At 36.7% G+C, this 23038-nt stretch carries 16 protein-coding genes; 5 read left to right on the top strand and 11 right to left on the bottom strand.

Features of this window, described 5'->3' with window-relative positions:
* The coding region (locus DP73_RS23310; RefSeq protein WP_034597433.1) for a hypothetical protein at positions 1-481 on the top strand (481 nt) is incomplete at its 5' end.
* A 243-nt stretch (positions 482-724) separates the two neighbouring features.
* Here the strand turns inward: DP73_RS23310 and DP73_RS03545 are convergent.
* Both DP73_RS03545 and DP73_RS03540 read right to left on the bottom strand, forming a co-directional pair.
* Entirely contained in the window at positions 725-1330 is a 606-nt protein-coding gene (locus DP73_RS03545; protein WP_034597432.1) for a DUF2812 domain-containing protein, read from the bottom strand.
* A gap of 22 nt (positions 1331-1352) precedes the next feature.
* A complete protein-coding gene (locus tag DP73_RS03540; RefSeq protein ID WP_034597431.1) occupies positions 1353-1664 on the bottom strand; it encodes a helix-turn-helix transcriptional regulator in 312 nt (103 codons plus the stop codon).
* A 240-nt stretch (positions 1665-1904) separates the two neighbouring features.
* On the opposite strand from DP73_RS03540, the gene DP73_RS03535 reads away from it, so the two are divergent.
* The gene (locus DP73_RS03535) at positions 1905-3080 is read left to right on the top strand and encodes a cyclopropane-fatty-acyl-phospholipid synthase family protein (RefSeq protein ID WP_034597430.1); all 1176 of its coding nucleotides are present in this window, start codon (positions 1905-1907) and stop codon (positions 3078-3080) included.
* 226 nt (positions 3081-3306) lie between these two features.
* On the opposite strand, the gene DP73_RS03530 is transcribed toward DP73_RS03535, so the two are convergent.
* Positions 3307-5535, bottom strand: a complete 2229-nt coding sequence (locus DP73_RS03530) for a UvrD-helicase domain-containing protein (RefSeq protein ID WP_034597427.1) — start codon at positions 5533-5535, stop codon at positions 3307-3309.
* A 303-nt stretch (positions 5536-5838) separates the two neighbouring features.
* Complete coding sequence (locus tag DP73_RS03525; RefSeq protein WP_034597426.1) at positions 5839-6249, bottom strand: hypothetical protein; 411 nt, start codon at positions 6247-6249, stop codon at positions 5839-5841.
* Between the two features lie 439 nt (positions 6250-6688).
* Between DP73_RS03525 and DP73_RS21930 the strand changes: the two genes are divergently transcribed.
* Positions 6689-9301, top strand: a complete 2613-nt coding sequence (locus DP73_RS21930) for a PAS domain S-box protein (RefSeq protein WP_052090368.1) — start codon at positions 6689-6691, stop codon at positions 9299-9301.
* A gap of 38 nt (positions 9302-9339) precedes the next feature.
* Here DP73_RS21930 and DP73_RS03515 read toward each other — a convergent pair whose 3' ends face one another.
* Positions 9340-9906 carry a hypothetical protein gene (locus DP73_RS03515; RefSeq protein WP_034597424.1) on the bottom strand — a complete coding sequence of 189 codons (567 nt, stop codon included), beginning with the start codon at positions 9904-9906 and terminating at the stop codon, positions 9340-9342.
* Between the two features lie 248 nt (positions 9907-10154).
* Positions 10155-12104: an ATP-binding protein gene (locus DP73_RS21925; protein WP_052090367.1), complete on the bottom strand. Its 1950-nt coding sequence runs from the start codon at positions 12102-12104 to the stop codon at positions 10155-10157.
* 317 nt (positions 12105-12421) lie between these two features.
* On the opposite strand from DP73_RS21925, the gene DP73_RS03505 reads away from it, so the two are divergent.
* Positions 12422-13282: a hypothetical protein gene (locus DP73_RS03505; RefSeq protein ID WP_034597423.1), complete on the top strand. Its 861-nt coding sequence runs from the start codon at positions 12422-12424 to the stop codon at positions 13280-13282.
* 146 nt (positions 13283-13428) lie between these two features.
* Here DP73_RS03505 and DP73_RS22320 read toward each other — a convergent pair whose 3' ends face one another.
* From DP73_RS22320 to DP73_RS03485, 4 genes are all read right to left on the bottom strand, one after another.
* Positions 13429-15627 carry a PAS domain-containing sensor histidine kinase gene (locus tag DP73_RS22320; RefSeq protein ID WP_081962933.1) on the bottom strand — a complete coding sequence of 733 codons (2199 nt, stop codon included), beginning with the start codon at positions 15625-15627 and terminating at the stop codon, positions 13429-13431.
* A 344-nt stretch (positions 15628-15971) separates the two neighbouring features.
* A complete protein-coding gene (locus DP73_RS21920; protein WP_052090366.1) occupies positions 15972-17084 on the bottom strand; it encodes an ATP-binding protein in 1113 nt (370 codons plus the stop codon).
* A 391-nt stretch (positions 17085-17475) separates the two neighbouring features.
* On the bottom strand, positions 17476-18018 hold the full coding sequence (locus DP73_RS03490; RefSeq protein WP_034597422.1) for a helix-turn-helix domain-containing protein: 543 nt from the start codon (positions 18016-18018) through the stop codon (positions 17476-17478).
* Positions 18019-18428: 410 nt separating this feature from the next.
* Positions 18429-20057: a sensor domain-containing diguanylate cyclase gene (locus DP73_RS03485; protein ID WP_034597421.1), complete on the bottom strand. Its 1629-nt coding sequence runs from the start codon at positions 20055-20057 to the stop codon at positions 18429-18431.
* A 266-nt stretch (positions 20058-20323) separates the two neighbouring features.
* On the opposite strand from DP73_RS03485, the gene DP73_RS03480 reads away from it, so the two are divergent.
* Positions 20324-20488 carry a DUF255 domain-containing protein gene (locus DP73_RS03480; RefSeq protein ID WP_034597458.1) on the top strand — a complete coding sequence of 55 codons (165 nt, stop codon included), beginning with the start codon at positions 20324-20326 and terminating at the stop codon, positions 20486-20488.
* An 830-nt stretch (positions 20489-21318) separates the two neighbouring features.
* Here the strand turns inward: DP73_RS03480 and DP73_RS03475 are convergent.
* Complete coding sequence (locus tag DP73_RS03475; protein ID WP_052090365.1) at positions 21319-23007, bottom strand: PAS domain-containing hybrid sensor histidine kinase/response regulator; 1689 nt, start codon at positions 23005-23007, stop codon at positions 21319-21321.
* Positions 23008-23038 lie beyond the last annotated feature (31 nt).

Raw genomic sequence — 23038 nt, 5'->3', positions numbered from 1 at the left:
TGGTGCTACTGGCGCTACTGGCGCTGCCGGTGCTACTGGTACTACTGGTGCTACCGGCGCTGCCGGGACAGGGTTAGCAGAATTTGCTTATATTTATAATTTAGGCCTTCAAGTCGTACCGTTAGAAGCGGATGTATTATTTAGTGATAACGGAGTAATTGTAGGTAGCATTGCCCATGCACCGGGCACTGCTCCAATTATCCTCGGTACTGCAGGCACCTATTCTGTATGGTTCAACGTTGCAGGTGTTGAACCAAACCAGTTTACACTCTTCCAAAATGGCGTTCCTGTTGCTGGTGCCACCTACGGCTCAGGGGCAGGCACTCAACCGAACCCAGGTATGGTAATTATTACTGCTGCTGCTGGTGATGTTTTAACCTTGAGAAACCATACTAGTGCAGCCGCGACTACCCTACAGACTCTTGCAGGCGGAACAGTAAGCAACGCAGATGCCTCTATCTTAATCCAAAAAATAAGTTAGTAAACTTTCAGACCACTTAGCAAGAGGATCGAATCTAACATGCTTTGGGGCGTAATAGACGACGTAAACTTTGGTCATGCTTGTACAAGTGGTGTTGAATTAAGTCTCCAATATTTAAGGAGCCTTCTAAAGAGAGGGCTCCTTAAATTATCGGATTTGTACATCCGTATCTCTGAGATGTAACTACTTAATCAATAGGTACATTGACAAAATCCTCACTATCGTAATCATTATCGAGGAAATCTAATATTTATTTTCGAACAACTTTTTCGCCTTTATTGCCCAGATAGCATAGCAGAGTCCACCTGTTGTAAAGATCAAAATTGGTATTAGACGAAGTAGCATAAAGGGAAATTCAAACCAGAATGCCCTCCAAAACTTAGTACCTCCCATCTCCCATAAGCCAGGTGTCTGGAATAAATAACTTGATAGATTGAAGTTATTTATTGCCAATACAGCTATAAAGTAAATAATTGCACAAGCTAAGCTTACTATACATTGCTGATACAATCTAATATATCTTTGCCTCTTAGATTCAGAATCAGAAAAGATGTCATTAACTTCTTCGTCATGCTGAGGAAGGAAATACTGACTGCCACTGATCTTTGTCCCATAAACATGTTTCCAACCAGCATCTTCAAACATTGCAACATAATTCAAAAACTCTGGGTTTCCGCCGATGCCAAACATTCTATAATCCACACGGTAATTCAATGTCTGTGGTTTTGCTGGTTCAAAATGGTAGAATCCAAAATAGGAGTACTTCTTAAAGATATATCCCTTTTCTGCCATTTCTCTTAAGAATTTTTCCTCTTCATCAATATCAATAAACACTTTAAATTTTCTCATTTTCCAAGTCCTCCCTTTTAGATTAGAAACCATGATTCTGGGCTACAAGAACCAGATGTTTAAGTCTTTCAGTCTCCAGTTGTAAAATCTGCTTTCCCTCATCTGTAATAAGATAAACTTTTCTTCGTTTATCCTCCGAAGGGACTGCCTTAATTAATTTTTGCTTGATTAAGTTTTCAATTGCTCCATACATGGTACCGGCTGCTGTTCTTACTTTTCCGCCACTCAGTTCTTCCACTTTATTCATGATTGCATAGCCATGCCCTGGTTCTGTCAAAGCCATCAAGATATAAAAAGTAGTTTCTGTTAGTGGTAAAAACTTTTCCAGGTTCATAAAACGCCTCCTGTATACAATAAGACTATTCATTTATACTGTATAGTATTATTGTATACAGTTCGACTGTATATTGTCAATCCTTTATTCTTAATACAATTACAATGATACAAGGCAATGAACTTAATTTAGCTTTTTTTAAGATTTTATCCATTAGTCCCAATTAAGCCAAGCTATGCATATTATGGACTATCTCTCAAATCCAGAGGGAGAGCCTGAGAATATGTAGGGAGGCAGAAAATGGATATTGACAAATTATTTTACAAGCATCTAATGAAAAACCTATTTTCCGATCCTTGTGAAGTTAAATTCTGGGATGATGAGCTTATTAAGTATGGTGTGGGATATCCGCAGTTTCGTATTAATTTTAATAAGCCTATTCCAAAATTAAAAATGATTAGTGACCCTCATATGGCATTTGGCGAAGGGTATATGCTAAAGAAGTTTGATGTTGTGGGAAGTGTCCAAAAAGTCATTGAATCTATTTATAAGAATCAGGATAGCTTTCTTCACCAGAAAAACGGCTACACTAAATTATTTAAAGTATTTACAAGCAATATCAAGGAAAATATAGAGAATATTCAATTTCACTATGACATTGGAAACGACTTTTTTAGATTATGGTTAGATGAAACTTTGACCTACTCCTGCGCTTATTTTATGTCCCCTGAAGATAGTCTGCTTCAGGCTCAACGTAACAAAGTCACACATATTTTGCGCAAACTAAATTTAACGCCCGGTCAAACTCTACTCGACATCGGTTGTGGATGGGGAGAACTTATTCTTACTGCAGCCAAAATTTATCGGACTAAAGCTCTCGGTATTACCCTGAGTTCGGAACAATACACTAAAACCCTTAACAGAGTTGAAAATGAAGGATTACAAGATCTGGTTGAAGTCCAACTCATAGACTACAAAGAATTAGAAGGTAGAACTTTTGACCGGGTGGTAAGCGTAGGGATGATTGAGCATGTAGGAAAGGAACATCTCAATGATTATTTCTCTACTGTAAAATCCCTATTAAATGAAGACGGAGTATCTCTCCTGCACTGCATCACAGCATATAAAGAATCTCCGACGAACAGTTGGATTAAGAAATACATTTTCCCTGGCGGATATATTCCTACAATACAGGAATTGGTTGCACTAATGGCCGCTAACAGCTTCTACCTCATAGACGTTGAAAGCCTTCGTGAGCACTACACTAAAACCCTTGAACACTGGATCCAAAATTTCGAGAATTCCCTTCCGTTAATCATGAAAATCAAGGATGAAACTTTTATTCGCATGTGGCGTCTCTATCTTAACTCCAGTGCCGCGTCTTTCCATTCTGGCAATCTTGATCTCCATCAATTCTTGTTTACGAAGGGGGTTAATAATACTTTGCCTTTGACCCGAAAGAATATCTATTTTTAAAGGATTTTTCATAATCATCCCTCCCCATAGGCGCAGTGAAAATGCTTCAAATAAAATAGACCATCTAATTGGATTCTCAAAATCCAATCAGATGGTCTATTTTTCGTTGTTCGTTTCGCTTCTTTTCAGTTCTTTTCTAGTTTTCTAGCCTTTCAATATCGAGAATACCGTCATTCGAGCTTATTGTATCGCCACTTTGCGATTTGCCTTCTCAGGTTTCTATTTATCAAATCAAGGGACTTTTGTCCCCTTGGTGATAAATAACCAGTCGATGGAGTGCTCGTGTACAGGCAATGTACAGTAATTGTCTATCAAAATCACTTACATAGTTCTCCTTATTAACATCGTAGATGATCACAACATCAAATTCTAATCCCTTTGCCATATAAGTTGGAATGACTAGAGCACCTTTTATAACTTCCCCGTCTTGAGGTTTAACAAGGGTTAGTTGCACAGATTTTTTCAAGCGACTAAACACCCTTTCTGCCTCTTCTTGAGTTTTACATATGATGGCTACGGATTCATACCCTTGCTCGGTATAATTCCCTATGTCTGCTATGATGGACTGATCGATTCCCTCTAATGTTTCTCGCTGAATAACCTTAGGTTCCTCACCATACCGTTCAATAGAACAATAATCATGTTGGTTATCTTCACCAAGCAGCTTCTGGGTGAAGGAATTGATTTCACAGGTTGACCTATACCCTTTATTTAAAGACAGCTTAATCGTCTTACCTTTATTGAGTATCTCAGAAACATCGTCATATAGTGAATAGTCTATTGGTTTTTCAATTGCTTGACGTATGTCTCCCAAAACAGTGTAGGTTGCATTATCGTACAACATCTTAAAAACCTCGTATTGCAGAGGAGTATAATCTTGAGCTTCATCAATCACCACATGTTTAATACCAGAAACCACATCATTTCCTTCAACTTTCAGTTTCAGATAAAGAAGCGGAGCGTAATCTTCATAGTGCACTTGCCCCTCTCGTAGATGTTGAAGAGTTGTTGAAACAATTTCTTCAAAACTGTCTGGAAGGGTCAGACCTTGCGACAACTTGAGCAAAAGCCCGGGGGTTGCGAAAAGCAGCTTATACAAGTCTCCATAATCAACCTTCGTAAATTTTTGAATACGTTCCCGAAAAGCCACAGCTTGTTTAATAGCTAACAAGCGGCTGAAGGACTTTATTTCAAACTCATGTCCTTCACTTTTTTCCACAATCTTTTCTAAACGTTTGAGTCTCTTTTTCTGTAATGGGTGAACCTTCTGTAAAATGATCGTCTCGATTTTTTTGAGCTGTTTTGCCATTGGAATACCAATTTCATTGTGTAGGAAACGGTTCTTTAGCTGCTGCCTGGTCGCTAGAATTGTTCCGTTATAATAGACATCCTCAAATTCAATAATCCGATGGGCGTAGTGCCATAAAAGCCTATCGAGAATTTTCTTAAATACCCTCGAACCCTTAAAATCAATGCTTTTCTTCCGACAGTCATCACCAATCTTCACACGGGAATGGATCAAGGCTTCAAGCTGCATCTCCCTTGTTTCTTTACCAAACCTGCCCTGCAAAACCTCTAAAACTAAATCGTCAAAGATGCTTTGCCTTACGTTTTCTTCTCCAAGCTCAGGAAGGACACTGGAAATATAGTGACTAAAAACTGAGTTAGGAGATATTATGATCACATCCTTAGACCGCAGATTGGTATTAAGCCCCTCATAAAGCAGGAAGGCAATCCTATGCAGAGCAATCGATGTTTTTCCACTACCCGCTACACCTTGTACGATTAAGAGCTCATGATCCCTATCCCTAATAATTACGTCCTGTTCCTTTTGAATCGTTTCGATAATATTTTTCATTTTGGCGCAAGTATTATGACTTAGTACTTCCTGTAGTATTTCGTCGGTAATCCTAACACTACAATCAAAAAAGTATTTAAGCTGTGAGTCTCGAATTTGATATTGCCTTTTCAAAGACACATCTCCCCGACTAATCCCTGCCGGAGTGTCATACGTGACTTCACCTAGTTCATATCTATAAAATACACTTGAAATAGGTGCGCGCCAGTCATAGACGTAGACTTCACCTGTATTTCTATCCATTAAATTGTAAAGTCCAATGTATATCTTTTCTTTTTCATTAAAACCCTTTTCTATAAAGTCAAAGCGGCCAAAGTAAGGTGAGTTTATCATTTTCTTGAGGTTCTTGATACGCCTTGTGTCGTAACCCGAAATATGATTATTGACTTGCATAAGATGCAAGTTTATATCGACAAGACTCTCAAAATCGCTCGAAATATGAACGCTATTTTCATACATATCCTTTTTGGCAGATATTAAATCACTCTTCTTCTCTTCTAAATTTTTCTCTTCCTTTTTCACTTCTTCTTCGATAAAGGCTAATGTCTTCTTAAGATACTCAATCTCCTCTTGATGATTTTCTTGGTAACTGTCCATTGGATCACGCTCCTAAACAAAAGAATTTCGAGAAAACCATTTGACATTCCTACAGTCTTTGTGGTATAGTATAAGTAAGGAATATTATATTGAATCAAGTAAAATGCGTTCGTTTTTTATTATATATCAAATGCATCTCCAAGTCTAGTCAAAGGGCAAAAAAATAGGGAAGTCATCCATACCGGAATGACTTCCCTATTTTTTGCCCTCCTATGCCCTAGGTTATTCACGATAATGTAAAACATCAATCAATCTAGTTCTTGCGTTATTGCCATTACATAAATAAGCTTCAGATCAGATCTGTTAAACCTTTGTTACGTCATACAAATAATCAACTACTGGCTCAAGTGGTTCGATTATGTGGTCATCTTTCACTTTGTAATTTAACTTCTTCCCAACAAGACCTGAGAGTAATAGAGCTATTTTCTTATTTATATCATTAAAGTAAGGAGGAATATCGTGTTCAACAACTTGAATGATTCCTTCGGAATTGATTTTTAACTTACAAAGTAAGTCTGCTGCATCCCACTTATCTTCATTGTAATAGTCCTTAAAAACAAAGGTCATGACTCCATCCTCTTCGAACATTTCAGCGTCTACATATCCTTCCACAGGCATGACTTCTTTCAGCATCTTCTTTAATTCATCGAGCTTAATCGTTGACTCTTCAAAGTAACTATCTTTTACCTTTTGGATAAAACTATTTTCTGTCATGTTTAACTCCCTCATTAGATACCTTTGTCTTTTTTACATTATAGTCATTCGTTTAGAATGCTATACATATAATTCTCATAGAAATGGACAGATACGATGATAAATAATAATTTAAAAAAGTAGGAGCTAAAATTGTCCAAGTGACATTTTAGCTCCTACTTTCATTGATTAAAAAGATATTACCTAAGAAAATTCCGCAAATAGCAACAAAAAATTCAACATCTTCATTCAAACTACATCTTTGCATTAAAAACTACTAGTAAAAGCTAAGTACCTTATTATTCATCTGAGCGAAGGTATAAAATAGCAAGATATTAATGCATCTTCTTGCAACCATTTGCAATTTTTTGCTATTATTTGAGTTATTTTATTTTCGACAATAAATTTTGTACGCTTGTGGTAAGATTTGCAATGTCAGAATGTTGAAGGAGGCACTATTATGAACGAACCCAAAACCTTTACCGATAAAGTATTACATAAAATTACAGCCTTTATTATAATTACTATTTTTTTATGGTCGATAGTAGTAGCTTTTGAATCTTGGAACAACTTACGTGCCGACAAAGAAAAAGAACTATTGTCAGTCTCAACATTAATCCTGAATCAAGTAACCAGTAATTTTAAGGATCTGACGAAAATCAAAGAAAATGAAGATTTGACACACAATCAGAAGGTATTAGCAATGAATAATATACTTCAAGGGCCAATTGGCAATATTTCTATTCAATATCAGAATGATGGAATGGGATACTATGATATAGAGCTTAACTCTGTTATCACTTTTGCTCCTAACTTCGACCCGCTGTTACTTAAGGAAGTACCTCGTTCATATCCATACTTTAAGTCTTATGAATCGGGAAAACCTGAATTCGTGATAAATGATACGTCTGTCGGATGGTCTGGTAAGTCCATTCTATGCGTTACTCTCCCCGTGGTTTATCAAGGAAAAATCATCGGCCATACTTGGACCAATCTTAAAATTGATGATTTATATGTACTCTCAATATTTCAAGCGGCTAAAATAGTGGTTTGTGGTTTAATCCTTTGGTTTATGGTCTTAATATATATAAGAAAAAGTATCGGTCAAACTTTAAACATACTTAATGATTTTAGCCAACAAATAATTCAAGAAAAGCAAGATGAAGCACTATTTTCTAAAATACCTGAACTTACCCCTGTATTAGTCAAACTCCAACAATATACAAACAGTTTAAAAGAATTAAACAATCAATATAATCATTCAATTTCTTTGCTAAATACAATCATTGAAGGAATAACCGATGGTTTCTATGCTCTAGATAATCAATGGAGATTTACATATATCAATCAAGGAGCACTACAAGCCTCATCTATGCAAGATGAATTAATCGGAAAGAATATTTGGGAGGTATATCCTCAAGCCGTAGACTCGGATGTTTACGTAAAAATTCACGAAGCAAAGTTGAAAAATATCCCAATGCACTGGGAAACCAATGCCCTATTGACAGATAAATGCTATTCATTTAGTGCTTATCCTTATCCTAACGGGATCACAGTATTCTTCAGAGATGTTAAGGAGGAAAAGCATAACAAAGAAAAATTAAATCAGCTTGCTGCCATTGTTGAATCTTCTAACGATGCTATTATAAGTATGGCTTTAGATGGAGTAATAATGACCTGGAATTCCGCAGCTGAAACCATGTTTGGATATAAATATGAAGAAGTAATCGGTAAAAATATCTCAATCCTAGTGCCGGAAGGATTAAAACATGAAGAAAAAAACTTAGATGTTTCTAACTATGAGAAAGGATTTGGCAGTTTTGAAACTTTAAGAAAAACGAAACAAGGCCGGTTAATTAATGTATTATTATCTGTTGCTCCTTTGGTTGACGAACACGGTACGGCCTATGGCGCTTCAACCATATTCCACGATATTACAAATCATATTAATTTAGAGAAAGAACTTAAAGAAGAGATAATCCAACGAAAACAGAGCGAAGCACATTTAAAGGCTATTTTCGATAATACTAAATTAGGTATTGGAACAACAAATATGAAGGGCAAGATCCTAAAATGTAACCGTGCTTTTGAGGAAATGATAGGCTATACGCAAGAAGAATTATCTAATATGGACTGGATGACATTAACCCATCCTGAAGATATCCAAAAGGATCGAGATTTGTCCCTTGAAGTATTTAACGGCAAACGAGAACATTATGAATTAGAAAAACGTTATATAAAAAAAGACGGTCGCTTTTTCTGGGGGAATCTGACGATTGTCCGTACTGTGGAACCCCATGAGTTTGCAATTGCCTTTGTTCAAGATATTACCGAAAAAAAACTATACGAAGAGCAAATGGCTAAGTTTGATAGACTTAATCTTATTGGTGAAATGGCAGCAGGAATCAGTCACGAGGTAAGAAACCCAATGACTGTAGTTAGAGGTTTCTTGCAAATGCTTCAAATCAAAGAAGGATGTTTAAATTATAGTGATTATTTTAAACTGATGATAGATGAATTGGATCGTGCTAATGCTATTATTACTGAATTCCTTTCGATTGGGAGAAATACACTTGTTGATTTTAAAAATGGTAATATTAACAAGATTATCGAGTCCCTGAAGCCCCTTATTGAAGCAGATGCTTACACCCAAGACAAATATCTCGATATAGCACTGTCCGAAGTTCCCAATCAATCATTAAATCATAATGAGATACGACAACTAATTCTTAACCTTTGCAGAAATGGTCTGGATTCTATGACTGCCGGTGGTACATTAAAAATCAAGACCCTCCATCAAGAAAATAATACCATACTTACAATTAAAGATGAGGGGGAAGGGATAAAACCTGATGTATTAGATAAATTAGGAACACCTTTCTTTACTACGAAAAAAAATGGGACGGGTCTTGGCTTAGGTATTTGCTACAGTATTGCAGCTCGGCATAATGCTACTATTAATATAGAAACAGGGCCCAAAGGGACAACTTTTTCTGTCGAATTTAAAGTTGATACAATAGCTGACGAATTTGCCAGAATGGTGATAAGTGATAAACTAAAAAATAGCAAATGACTAATCTCAAAAAAGATTAGTCATTTCGCAATTTGATATTAGTGAAAATATGTTTGGGATTCCTTCATGTCAATTTCATTAATGTTCATTGACCCTTGTAAGGTATCTTCTAATGAAGTATTATTAACAACCCGTCTTTCGTTAAAAAGTGATTGATCACCAAAAAGCACAATAGCCCAAGCAGCAATAAATCCGGTGATTGCATTAGTTAGCGCATTTGATAAGGCGCTATTACTATCTTTAGGTGCAACCTTGTTATTTTCAAAGCCACTTAATAACGCATTTGTTAGTCCTCCAGTAATCGACCCTAATACAACACCCTTTATAGGCCATTTATTTAAGCCGACCTTAGTAAGGCTCCACACCATAAATATACCATTAACTGAATTTAAACCAAAGGTCATCCAAGCACCTAACAATTGTCCATTCCATTTGCTAGCCTGCCTTTTACTCTTTACCCATACGCCTGCAGCGGTGCACCAGTAATTACGTTTTGAAATACCCTGTTTGTAAGACGCATAATCAAACATTGATTGAACTATAAAAGCCAGTCCTCCTGCAAAAATACCTAACAACATACGATCTTTAGTTTTAGGAATTTTCATTTTAACCCTCCTGTTTTTTATATTTGTTTGAGTATTTTGAATTATTTTTAGCAACACTTAATTAGTTTTTGTTAATTTTTCAATTCTCCTCCATGCAATTTATTCCACACTGGACATAACCAGCTTATTTGGAGAGTTATTTGATTACAATAGTGATTTAACTTACTTGGCCCTTTAAAAAAACGAAAGGTGGGGATTAACCCCCACCTCAACTAATCTACTCTATCCCTCATGCACTCAAGATTCTCTTAGTAACCATCCCCATTTCCTGTAATAACATCTTTACTTATCTTGGCCCATTTCTCTACAGTTAGATAAAAATCACTAATATTAATCGGCTTAGTCAGGTAATCATCCATTCCCGATTCTAGACACTTTTCTCTGTCACCCTTTAAGGCGTATGAAGTCAAAGCAATAATAGGAGTATGGATACTTTTTTGGCTCTCAAACATTCTGATAATTCCAGTTGCATTATAACCATCTAAAACAGGCATCTGAATATCCATAAGAATTATATCAAAGCTATTATTTTGATAAACATCAATAGCTTCTTTTCCATTTCCCACGGAAACAAACTCCCAATTTTTAAGTTTGACAAACTTTTCTATTACCATCCTGTTAATTGTATCATCCTCGACGATTAGCAGCTTAAGACCACCTTTTTTGGCAATGTCTTCCTCAAATCCAACCTCTGTTGCTTTAGCGTTTACCTCCTCCTCTGCACATCTATCTAAAACACAAGTGAAATAAAATCTGCTGCCTACCCCTTCTATGCTTTCTGCCCATATTTTTCCTTGCATAAGTTCCACTAAACCTTTGCATATAGGCAGTCCTAATCCTGTCCCACCATACTGTCTGGTTATCGTACTGTCAGCCTGACTAAAACTATTGAAAATATCTTTAATATTTTTTTGACTTATTCCGATACCTGTATCCTTTACTACAAACTCCAAACAAACTTCATTCTTTGAATCTTGCTTAATTTCTCTTATAGAAACGTCAATTCTTCCACTAGTAGTAAATTTGATTGCATTACCTATGATATTAGACAATACTTGTCTCAACCTAAAAGAATCCCCTAGAAGAACACGTGGAACGTCATCATCGATAAATACGTTTAAGGTAATCCCTTTATTAAGAATTGATACCATAAACAAAGTTTTAATTTCATCAAGAAACTTATCCAGGTGTATTTTTAGTTTTTCTATTTTAACTTTCCCTGACTGTAGTTTTGAATAATCAAGAATATCGTTAATCACCTTTAATAGAGATTCTGATGATGTCTTAGAAACTCTTATATAATCAGCCTGTTTCTCGGACAATTCTGTCATTTCCAATAGCTGCAGCATTCCCATAACCCCATTCATAGGCGTCCTAATTTCATGGGACATATTAGCAAGAAACTGACTTTTTGCCTTATTCTCGGCATCTGCTTTTTCTGCTAATAGTTTGTTACTGAGAGAAAGTTCCGACTCTAAGGCAAGATATTTTGTAAGCTGTTCTACTTTTTCTGTTTGAATACGTTCCCTTTCACAAATCTCAAACTTGAGTAGATTATTGGCATCTATCAATTCACTTGTTTTTTCTTCAACTAGAAACTCTAAGTTATATTTATAAAAATATTCCTTCTCAGTAGATCGGAAAATAATAATTGAAATAAAAAGTGACAAAAGGAAGGTAAAAGTTCCGTTTATTATATTACCTTGGAGGGTATCCAAATTAGGTTGATTTATGAATAACAAAATAATTAATAGCACAAAAGGTTGGGTGTATAATATAATCAAATATTTAGGTCTTATAGAAAATAAAATCGACATACAGAAAGAACACATAATATAGACAGAAATCGAATTATGAATGTACTGATCTACCCAACCCGAGCACAGTGCGCCGATATTTAGCATTACAAAGACAAATAGTAAAATGTTAATATTCTTTTGTGGCTTTATTAAATAATTCACAGCTATTCCAAAAACAGACAACAATATAAATGAAATGTGAATGAAGAATAGTTGGATATAGGCGTAATTCTTACTCCATAAACCTGTTGTTCTATTATTATTATCAACAAGCATTAGTATTAATATCAGAATTAATAGTACCATCGAAAAATACTTCATTCTTTTGCTATTCAGTTGGTTTATGTCACTCCAAATCAAGGTGTCTTGCTTCTTTATACTTGCGGTTTCGTTCTTCACCTAAACCCTCCTACATATTATTGTAAGCAATATATTTATAGATTTAATTATACAACATTTATTGTCGTAGTAGTTGTTATCTGGGAATTAAATAGGGTATTTTGTCATTTCTTAGGGGGTGAATTTTGGAAATCATCGGTGCTAATTTCACTTGTCTCAACGTTTCAAAAAGGTCACTTACGGAAGAGATCCATAGAAAATCAGAAGAAATGATTCAATCTTTTATGAGTAACTCAGTAAGGCTTTGACAGGAAAAACTGTACAGATTTGTGTAAACGCAAATGTGGCCTATAGTAGTTAAGGAGGAGAGGATTCAAATGAAGGAAGCTATTATATTTGCTTTGAAAAATCTTACTGTAATTATTATCACTATTTTAACGTTTGGATCGGTAAGTAAATTGATAGGCGGTGTTGGGAACATGCCTAAAAGCCTGATCCATACTTACGGCGAAAGCATTTTTGTCAGCAACGGTGTTAAATTGCCTGCAATTATTGTTTTATGTTCACTAATCATGGTTTTCTTGCTAATTAACTTCAATTTAATCAAGGATGGCATACATAATAACCGTCATTTTAAAGGCTTGATATATGGTTGTTCTTTCGGTATCTTATGGTTTTTTGGATTTACTGAGCTAATCGTTATATTTGATTCCGGAAACTTTTCACATATAGAAAGCAGTATAAGGGATTTTATGAGTTTAACAGTTTTTGGATTACTTTCGGGCATGCTTCTATGTAAAAGCGAGATTACTACGATAAAAAGAACCCCCCGCTCTTTAATGGCGGTACCCTTTGTTGCAATAATGTTTGCTTTTTTTCACGGGGCTCAGTACTATTTCACATTAGAACCCATTAACCTTAGAATAAACAGTTTCATTGATATCTTGTGGCTTCTTACAACAGGTGGCTGGATTGGCTTTATGTATTATTTGTTCAGCCCGGGGATCAAATTCAAAAACAAGTATGTAGGAATTATTTTCTTTTCCTACTCTGTGTTTGGAACAAATTGGTTGTTGTATACCTCGTTTTATAATATATTCCTTGCCATTCCCCTCTGGGACGTTATTTTGAGGTGTTTAACAAGCTGTACAGGAGTTCTAGTCGGATTAACTGCATATCAGTATCTACTAGTTAAGCAAGACAGTAATTTTACTCAGTCGTTGGACATTACACAGTAAAATTGCATTTGTATTGGTATATAACAGACAAGAGCAAGGTTCAATTCCCTGCTCTTGTCCGTTATACCTTATTAAGACAATGTCACCGATTTTAAGATAACGATAGACGGTTCTCATTACGATCTGATAGCACCTTTATTTCTCTATCATTCGTTTGGAATAGGGAAAAGCGTACAGATAGTTGTCCCACTGGGACTAGCGAATATATTTATCTTGGCTTTATGGGATTCTGCAATTCTAAAGCAAGTTGCGAGACCCAACCCAGTTCCACTGTCTTTAGTTGTATAGAAGGGAATTCCTAATTTCTTAAGGTTTTCTGGTTGAATGCCAGACCCCTCATCAGTAATTGAAAGCACTACCGTACTGCCCTCTACATAAGTTTTAATAGTTAGGGAGCCACCTAAACTCATTGCCTCAAGTCCATTGCGTGTTAAATTCAGAATCAGTTGAACAATTTCTTTTCCGTCAAGAGCTAAATTAGGAATTTCACAAGGAATAAAAAATTTTTTTTTGTTTTGCGTAAAGGTATCCGCCTCTAAAAGTGGGTATAAACTATTAACAATGTCATTAAGATTTTGGGATTTAAATTCAGTTGGTTTAGTTTGAGCGAGCGCGAGAAATTCTGAAATAATAAAGTTTGCCCGATCCAGTTCCGAAATCATTAGGGCGAAGGCATCCTTCTGGTCTGTATAATTGGGTTTTGCAGATATAAGTTGAAGATAACCCCTAACTGTCGTCATCGGATTCCTTATTTCATGCGCTATACCAGCAGCCAACTGACCTACCAAGTTTAAACGCTCGAGATTAGCCATCTCTTTTTGAATACGCTTTTGCTCGGTAACGTCAATAATCCCCGTTATGTGACAATGCTCTCCGTCCAAATTAAATTGTTGAGTCCAACTAAGTCCCTGGCGTATCTCGCCTGATTTTGTGCGGAAGTCAAATTCTTCGTTCTCGGTCTGGTGGTTCTCTATAAGTTTGTACCTAATCTTCTGTCTCTTATCCGATTCTGCAAAGAAATTCAATTCTTCAGAAGTGTAACCGATAATCTCCTCACGGGTATAACCCGTACTTGCACAGAATGCCTCGTTGACATCTATGAAACGCCCCTCATTAATAGTAGCTAATACCATTATGATCGGCCCACCATGAAAGGCTTTGGAGAATTTGTCTTCTGATTGACGAAGGGTTTCTTCTGCCGACTTACGATTTGTAATATCACGGAAATAGCAGGTTAATCCATTGTCTGTTGGGTAAGAACTTATTTCTAACCATTTATTGCCTAACGCTTCCGAGATGATTTCAAAAGTTACTGGGCAATTTTCGGAAACTACTTTATTATAGTTCAATAGGGTTGCTTCATTAGCTTTAAAGACTTGAGTTATTTTTTTGCCCAATACCTCATCCCGAGATTTACTAAAAGCAGCTTCAGCTGCGCGGTTTACATAAGTGAATTGCAAGTCTCTATCCAAGGCATAAAAACCATCTGTCATGCTTTCAAGAATTGAAATCGTCTCTTCTTGAGCCTTAATTAATTTCTCGCTTGCTAATTTTTGCACGGTAATATCCCGATAATAAACGGATACCCCAAACTCTGAAGGATAGACGGTAATTTGATGCCATGTGTCCTTACTTAAAGAGCTGGGATATTCAAAGGTTATGGGTAGACTATCCGTTCTAGCTTTACTGAAATTATGTTCAAGTATGGTTCCTAGGGCTTTAGGGTCAATTACCCAGATAATCTGTCCTATGAGTTCTTCTTGATTTTTCTGAAACAGCTCCTCTGCTTGCTTATTTACAAACATAAACCGCCATTGATTATCCAGCGCATAGAATCCGTCTGGCATGTTTTTTATAATATCTGCAATAAGTTGGTTACTCTGGGAAAGTTCTTCCTCTAATTTTAGGTGTTTGGTTAGTTGTTCAACCCTCTCGGTTTGCAATCGTTTCATTTCGGTAATGTCGTTATAGGCAAACAAAATACATTCTTGGTTATCAATTTCAATTTCTTCTGCAGAAAGAATAATCGTACCATTGGAACCGTCTTTTGTAATAACTGAATGTTGAAAGTTCTGTATAGATCCTTCTGTCTCGAGCGTTTCAATAATCTTTGCAAATTCACTATGAGTAACACCGACTTCCATAGGTGTTTTGCCAATTATATCTTCATATTTAAAACCTCTTACCTCAAGGAAACGGCGGTTAACGTCAATATATCTAAAATCCGATTTTCTTAGAATTGCCATCATATGAGGACCTAGATGAAAAACCTTTGAAAACCTTTCATTTGCTGCTCTTAGCTGTTCTTGTTCCCTTTTCTGATTGCTTGCCTTGTAAGATAACATTATCCATATTGAAACGCAACAGAAAAATAAAACCACTATAACATTGGTTATTAAGTCATAGTGCGTAATAACTACCTCCTTTTAACATTTAGAATTATGTTCATTGTACCTCTATCAATAGCAGGAATTTGTCAGATTATGCTATAATACAATTATTTTTGTCTGCATTAATGATATATTAATATCTGTTCCAACACCGAACAATCCTGTACTCGAGCTAAAAATAAAAAAGACCCGGAAGGGTCTTCATCTAAGAAGTCACTTTAAGTGTAATGTGCGAGTACGAACGGAATTAAAGGAAATATGAACAATCTAAACCAATTGGAGGACGTAGGTAAGGAAATTCATGCAATAGTGGGACACTTCAAATAAAAAGAAGTTCCTCTCTGGTCAGTCTTAAAGTCTAGAACAGCTCCATGCCTCTTCGCGATACTAAAGCATACTGATAACCCTAGTCCCGTTCCCTGCTCTTTAGTTGTTAGAAATGGTTTACCCATTGAGTTTTGAACTTCAACCGGGATACCACAACCTTGGTCTTTAATTTCCAATATAACCCAACTATCGTTTGAGTAGGTTTTAACTGTAACTGCTCCTCCCTTGAGCATTGCCTCTAACCCATTTTTAACGAGATTTAATATACATTGCCTAATCTCTTTTTCGTCGCCTAAAATATTTGGCACGTCTTGCAATTCCAATCTTATCTCAAGTCCTTGTCGAAGAGCATCAACTTCAACCAAGGGAATTATTTTATTTATAATTTCATTAAAATTGATTTCCTGTTTTGTAAGTTCCTTAGTTTTTGCTAGCGACAAAAACTCAGTAATTATTGAATTTGCCCGGTCTAGCTCTTCAATCATAATACTTATAGATTCTTTATATTCGGAGAATTGATCCTTTCCTTGAAATATTTGCAAGTAACCTCGAACAGTTGTCATTGGATTTCTCACTTCATGTCCAATTCCGGCAGCCATTTCTCCAACAAGATTCAAGCGATCTAGCCTACGTATCTCTTCTCTGTATCTATAATTCTCTGTTATATCGACAATACTAATCAAAAAAAACCCACTATTCGTTTGTTCTCCTTGTAAATAGCTAGCGTTAACTATTAAGTGAACATCACCATCAAAGACTACTTCCTGATTACAGACAGGTTCTTTCTTTATTGCTTCTTGAACAAGAAACCTTTCACCTGTAACTTTGTTGTATAAAGGAATTATTGTATCAAAAATTCCATCGTTCAAATCTTTTCTAAAAAGCATTGAAGCTGTTAGATTCTTTTTAACAACCTTACCAATTTGATCACATACAATTAGGGGAGAAGCTACTTTTTCAAATACTAATGAGTTTAGTTCGTTCGATCGTATAGCTTTGATGATAGAATTTGCTTCATCTAACTGCCGTTTAAGCTCTATATTTTCATATAAAAGATTATCCTGAAATTTAGGGTTATCAAGCATAAATCATAATCTCCTAAAACTAATGAATTTTCAATGAGGTCAGAATTAACATATCCCCAATAAACAGTCGCTTAGGAGTAGAGAACTTTTTTGATTAATAAGGCAATCGCAAAGACTTGCTCACTTTTTGCAAGGGGCTGCTGTTGGAAAATATCAATAACCATGCTAAAAGCTCCCATTCTGGATAGACATTGAGCCCTATTAGTACCTTCGAGGTAGTGTTAAACTTTTTAAGGTCAACACTTTGCAGACCATCTACTCTCTCTCCTAAAAAAACCACTACTTTTTGTGACTAGCACTAATAGATCTATATGTAACAAGGTTAAACCTAAAACTATTGTAAATAGAGCAACTTTTTTCAGGAAAGACTTGATTTATAGTTTTAATCAGTCTAACTTTCAAGCATTAATTCACTGATGTCCATAGATGCTGTAACGCATCCAATAATAATTCCATTAACATCGACTAGTGGTTCTGCAAACACAAAATAGCTATGGTTTCCATCCGATAACGGGAAAGAAATTTTCTTCTTTATCTTTTTTCCCGTCTCAATAACCGATTTTTTTAGTTCCATCAGCTTTCTGGTTCCATGATTGTCTGAAAGCTCAATATCAGTTTTGCTAAGTACTAAGTTTGAGTTAAAGTCTGGATGGGGATTAAATATCCACGTATATCTCAATTCCTTGTCCACATGGGCGATTATAATGTCCGAATTGCCCATTGCTATTACAAAGGGCTCACTAATATCCTGAATGAAGAAAGCCGACGGGTTGAAACCTAAAACACGCGCGATATTACTAGCAGCATCAAAGCTTGGATTACGAGTACCTTGTTCGATTTGCGTATAAAAAGCACGACTCAAAGAAGCTTGTGCAGCAACTTTCTCTTGTGTGAAATTCTTACTTTTACGAACATTCCTTAACCATTTCCGCATTTTATTTGTCACATCCAAATTTTCAATGTAGCTAACTGCAACATATATATTATATTATTTATTAGATATGCTTTCAATGAAATCTTCAGCTCTCCACTTGATGGAAGTATATTGTTGTAACTAATTTGACACTTAAAATGATAAATACCCGAACCCGATTGCTTTGTTAGATTCTGGCTATAACAAAATATTTAGTAACTTATAATCTCGGAATTGGATCAAAACTATATAATGTTAAAGTCCAGTCCTTTGCTTCTTTTCTCCCTCAAAAGTGAGGTGTTGCGGGCATTACGTCAATATGCAACTGGCGGCAAACTTCTTTCAATAACAGTTCATAACAGACGGGTTCTGCGAATTTACGCTGAACCCGTCTGTTATCTTACGATAGACGTTTCTCATTACAATCTTACTTAGCAACAGGTTGCAGTTGCAACCGCCATCTGGTTACGTCCTCTTTTTTTGGCACAATAAAGCGCTTCATCAGCTAGGGCCACAACTTTCTCTGGAGAAGCTAAACCTTTCGTGAAAACGGTTACAACCCCGAGGCTAACCGTAACACATTCGGCAATGTCGGATGCAGCGTGTGGAATAGCCAGCTCTTCAACTGCTTTCCGGATACGCTCCCCCAAAGATTTAGCCCCATTTTCATCTGTCTCGGGCAGTATAACAACAAACTCTTCTCCACCATATCGTGCAACGATGTCAGGCGCTCGCCCAACAATTGTTCTTAATTTTGTTCCAACCAGTCGCAAACACTCATCCCCGGCTAAATGGCCATAGCTGTCATTGAATTTTTTAAAATAATCTACATCTAGCATGATTAGAGACAAAGTAGAACCAGATCCAGATCGCTTCAGCCTGTAAAACTCTGTTCTGAGAGCCTCATCAAAGTATCTACGATTCGCCAATCCTGTCAGACTGTCGGTAATCGAATTGTGCTGAGCGGTATTCTTCTCGATTTCAAGCTGTTGAACCAGCTTTTGTATTTGCTGCTCTGCCAGCTTGCGTTCTGTAATGTCACGAATCACGCTAATAATATGGGGAACTGTTTGAATCGTAATGATCCTGCTTGAGATCATTCCTACAAACTGACTTCCATCTTTGCGTTGGAAAATAAATTCCATGTTTTCACAAATACCTTTATCATTCATCTCTGTTGTAAAAGTCTTTTGATCGCCAATATTATGCCAGATTTTCTTTATTGTAGAAGTTCCTATGACCTCGGCACGAGTGTAACCACTTAATACTGAAAATCCACTATTGACGTCAACAAATATGCCATCATCCAATCGCATTATCAATTCAGCATCTGGACTTGTGTTAAAGACCAATTGCAATTTTTCTTTTTCTAGTTGATTTTCAATATTTAGCCTCTGATTTACCATTATAATCAACCCAAATGTCCATAAAGCACTGGTGATGATTGGCACAATAAATCCAACTATAAGAATCGGCGCCTGGTCAATATATAAGCGCATAGGAGGTAACATAATTGCCAAAAAAGTACGTAATGTTGAAAAACATCCATATACGAGAAAGACAGTGGCGGTAAAGTTAGCTGAACAAGAGATAAGTCTGTCTTTTTTGAATAAAAGCTGGTACGCAGTCATATATGAAATAATAGCTATAGAAGCTTGTACGACAACTGTACGTGCAGAAATATCATTATTGAAATACATGTAATAATAATAGGTAAGATTAGAAACTAAAAAAAATGAAATTGGTATCCATTGATTCAATTTCTTATTGAGGAACTGTAGAATGCCGATATATAAGAAGATATGCCCTAAAATCACCAGTGGGTTAGCGATCCTGGCAAGCATTTCGAGGGATTTTACAGTTAAGAGGGGCATAAAGATAAACCCCAGTGCCATTAAACTAGAGCCCAGTAGCCAACATCCAATCCCTCTGTAGGTTTTATTCACTCTATATTGGAGAAAAAGAGCGATAACCTGGGTGACTAATGTAAAACTGAGGATCAAAGCAAGAGTTAGAATGTCAAGTTTTATAAATACCCCTCCTTTCAAGAGTCTTGACACTATTCTACTCTAACAACCAAAATCCTTTAATTAACAACAAATCTTCTTTCTTTTCAAGCGTTATTTGGTATTGATTTATACCAAAAACCGACCTCGATAAATAAAACCTTACCTGTATATACGTCAGGGTTTGTATACGAAATTAGGAAGGATACTTCCCATGTGGACTGATACGAAATATTAACTAAAACACTATTAACTGGTATTATATATATCTATAAGGCCAAACTATGTTTAAATCTAGTTACTTAGGGAGGTGATTGCCGATGACTACAATTCTAAATGTACCCAATAGATTATCCAAGGAAAAATCACCATATCTACTTCAACATGGAAATAATCCTGTTGACTGGTTTCCTTGGGGAAAAAAAGCGTTTGAAAAGGCGAAAGCTGAGACCAAACCTATTTTCCTTTCTATTGGGTATTCGTAGTTGTCTACTACTAGCGACTTGCCACTGGTGACACTTCCGTTACTAGAACAAAAATCGGAAGAAACGAACGGGTTCTGCGTGGAAATGCTGAACCCGTTCGTTTCTTATTTAACCCAATACCCCACCCAACAGGCACTTGACCGTTTATTGTCCGTTGTAATTTTAGAAAGAAATTTCATAAAGTTGGAAGAGAAAACATTTTACAGTTTCACAATTATGTGCATCAAAAAAGTCTGACAGGGTCGAAAGCTATATTGAACGACTTTTGTTCGTGATTGTAACCATAGAAAATGAATTACATTATATATTTTGTTTCTTCTAGATTGCGATTTACATATGAGTAAATAGGTTGGATATTATTCTATTTAACTCTTTTGTTTGCTCACTTGTTTTTTCAGACGGCTTCAAGTAATCGTTTAGAGGTGGGGCGAGAGATATTTGCTCCACGAGAGACTCCGTCAACCAACATAATACCTGTTAAACCAATGAGCCCTTTACAATTGCTAAGGTGTTTCTAGCCTTAATTCTTTTCATGTTATGTTATTACCTCCCCTAATGAGTCAAACATTCTTTTGAGTTACATCTGAATAATATGTTTAACTAACGTCTTTTATTTTTAGGTTTTATAGAATTCACTTTTGTTGAATGGAATATTACAGGAATTAACTAGATGGCTTTTGCAGAGAAATTTATAATTTAATAATTCTTTATGAAAAATAAGAAGCCAGAGCGTCAAAAACGTTCTGGCAAGACATAAAGAATGATGCACCTCACACAACTTCAAAGGAATCCTTCGGAATATCGATAAATGCCGACCGGAGCGCTAAGGATTACACGGAGTCCATAACAGCATTCCTAAGGACTCTGCTTAGCTCCTCCAGGCAAAAAGGCTTAGGTAAAGCCGCTTTAAATCCATACTTTTTAAAATCAGTCATAATGGCGTCGTTACAGTAGCCGCTGGAGGTTATCGCTTTGACCTGGGGATCGATTTTAATGATCTCCTCTAAGGCCTGTCTGCCACCTGCTCCACCGGGAACAGTTAGATCGAAAATAACCGCATCATAGGGCTCGCCCCTCTCACTGGCTTCCCTGTAAAGAAGGATGGCTTCCTCTCCATCTACAGCAAAGGCAGGTTCGCAACCCAACTGGGTCAGCATTCCGCCGATAACTTCTCGTATGGAAGCTTGATCATCCATAACCAAAATTTTGCCCTGCCCGGAAAGAAACGGTTCTATAGCCTTCTTCTCTGACAGAGCCATTCCTGGTATAGCTGGAAGGTAGACAGATACAGCTGTCCCTTGACCTGGTTCGGACTCAACCCTAATGTGACCATTGTGCCGCTTGACTATGGAATAAGAAGTAGCTAGTCCTAACCCGTTACCTAGAGCCTTTGTCGTAAAATAAGGATCAAAAATCTTGTTCACCTGGTCTTTATGGATGCCAACGCCGTGATCTTCCACAGTTATCTTTAGATAGGGGCCTACGTTTAATGGCAGTCCCTCTTCCTCAGTCAAGTATTTATTCTCACACCTCAAAGACACCGTTCCCCCATTGGGCATGGCCTGCTGGGCATTGATGACCAGATTATTCACCACCTGTCTGATATGTCCACCATCAACCTCAACCATCCATAAATCATCGGACAATTCAAGTTCATAACGCACATTGGAACCCCTCATAGCAAAAATGACGGTATCCTTAAGTAATGGTACAATGGATATCACCTCTTTAAGGGGCTTCCCCCCCTTGGCAAAGGTCAACAACTGCAAGGTTAAATCCGTGGACTGCCGGCAGGCTTTTTCTGCCTCTTCCAATAGATCCAGGTTTTTTTCCTGCTTCAAACTCCTCATTTTAAATAATGAGATGTTACCTAATATTACCGTCAGTAGATTGTTAAAATCGTGGGCTATGCCCCCAGCCAAAATCCCCAAAGATTCCATCCGTTGGTAACTAAATTTATCTTCCTCATTCTTCTTCCGTTCGGTAATATCTTTGACCGCAAGAAAGCAGAGAGTGTTTTTTTCATCGTTTTCTTGCTCTTTTTCTGCTATACCTTCAACTAAAGCACAAAAAACTGTCCCGTCATTCTTCCTGAGGTTCAGCTCACATTCCTGCTTTGTCTTAATTTGCATTTGCCACAGTGACTTGCAGTAAAGAGAAAAAATGTGTTGGTGTTCAGCTACCACAAAGCTGGTAAAGTCTTTACCCAATAACTGATCTTTCTCCACTTCGAATAAAGCTACCCCAGTTCGGTTTACTTCCAGGATCAGGCCATTGATCCCACAGGTAAAGAAACCCACTGGGGCAAAATCATATAACTTCCTATATTTGTCCCTGGATAATTCATTCTCCAGACCAACACGCTGCAATTCTTCATTTTGCATTGATAATTCGATTTGATGAACCTCCAGCTCCATCTTCTCCCTTAAACCATCTGCCGAAGTATTCTCTATAGCTCTGTTCTTTTGGTTTCTCAGTGCTTCTGCTTCTGCTTCTTGGCGTAATTTTACACCATCCATGCAATCACCACCCCCCTTATCTAAACATAAC

This window comes from Desulfosporosinus sp. HMP52 (assembly GCF_000765145.1).
GTDB lineage: Bacteria > Bacillota > Desulfitobacteriia > Desulfitobacteriales > Desulfitobacteriaceae > Desulfosporosinus.
Note: the sequence above shows the minus strand (reverse complement) of the source record. Positions and strands in the feature narration are given on the sequence as shown.

Bases quoted from the DNA above. Each gene is read 5' to 3' on its own strand.
- DP73_RS03480 (WP_034597458.1), top strand. From the start codon at position 20,324: ATGACTACAATTCTAAATGTACCCAATAGATTATCCAAGGAAAAATCA.
- DP73_RS03490 (WP_034597422.1), bottom strand. From the start codon at position 18,018: ATGCGGAAATGGTTAAGGAATGTTCGTAAAAGTAAGAATTTCACACAA.
- DP73_RS21920 (WP_052090366.1), bottom strand. From the start codon at position 17,084: ATGCTTGATAACCCTAAATTTCAGGATAATCTTTTATATGAAAATATA.
- DP73_RS21930 (WP_052090368.1), top strand. From the start codon at position 6,689: ATGAACGAACCCAAAACCTTTACCGATAAAGTATTACATAAAATTACA.
- DP73_RS03535 (WP_034597430.1), top strand. From the start codon at position 1,905: ATGGATATTGACAAATTATTTTACAAGCATCTAATGAAAAACCTATTT.
- DP73_RS03475 (WP_052090365.1), bottom strand. From the start codon at position 23,007: ATGGATGGTGTAAAATTACGCCAAGAAGCAGAAGCAGAAGCACTGAGA.
- DP73_RS03515 (WP_034597424.1), bottom strand. From the start codon at position 9,906: ATGAAAATTCCTAAAACTAAAGATCGTATGTTGTTAGGTATTTTTGCA.
- DP73_RS03525 (WP_034597426.1), bottom strand. From the start codon at position 6,249: ATGACAGAAAATAGTTTTATCCAAAAGGTAAAAGATAGTTACTTTGAA.
- DP73_RS03545 (WP_034597432.1), bottom strand. From the start codon at position 1,330: ATGAGAAAATTTAAAGTGTTTATTGATATTGATGAAGAGGAAAAATTC.
- DP73_RS22320 (WP_081962933.1), bottom strand. From the start codon at position 15,627: ATGTTATCTTACAAGGCAAGCAATCAGAAAAGGGAACAAGAACAGCTA.
- DP73_RS03540 (WP_034597431.1), bottom strand. From the start codon at position 1,664: ATGAACCTGGAAAAGTTTTTACCACTAACAGAAACTACTTTTTATATC.
- DP73_RS03530 (WP_034597427.1), bottom strand. From the start codon at position 5,535: ATGGACAGTTACCAAGAAAATCATCAAGAGGAGATTGAGTATCTTAAG.
- DP73_RS03505 (WP_034597423.1), top strand. From the start codon at position 12,422: ATGAAGGAAGCTATTATATTTGCTTTGAAAAATCTTACTGTAATTATT.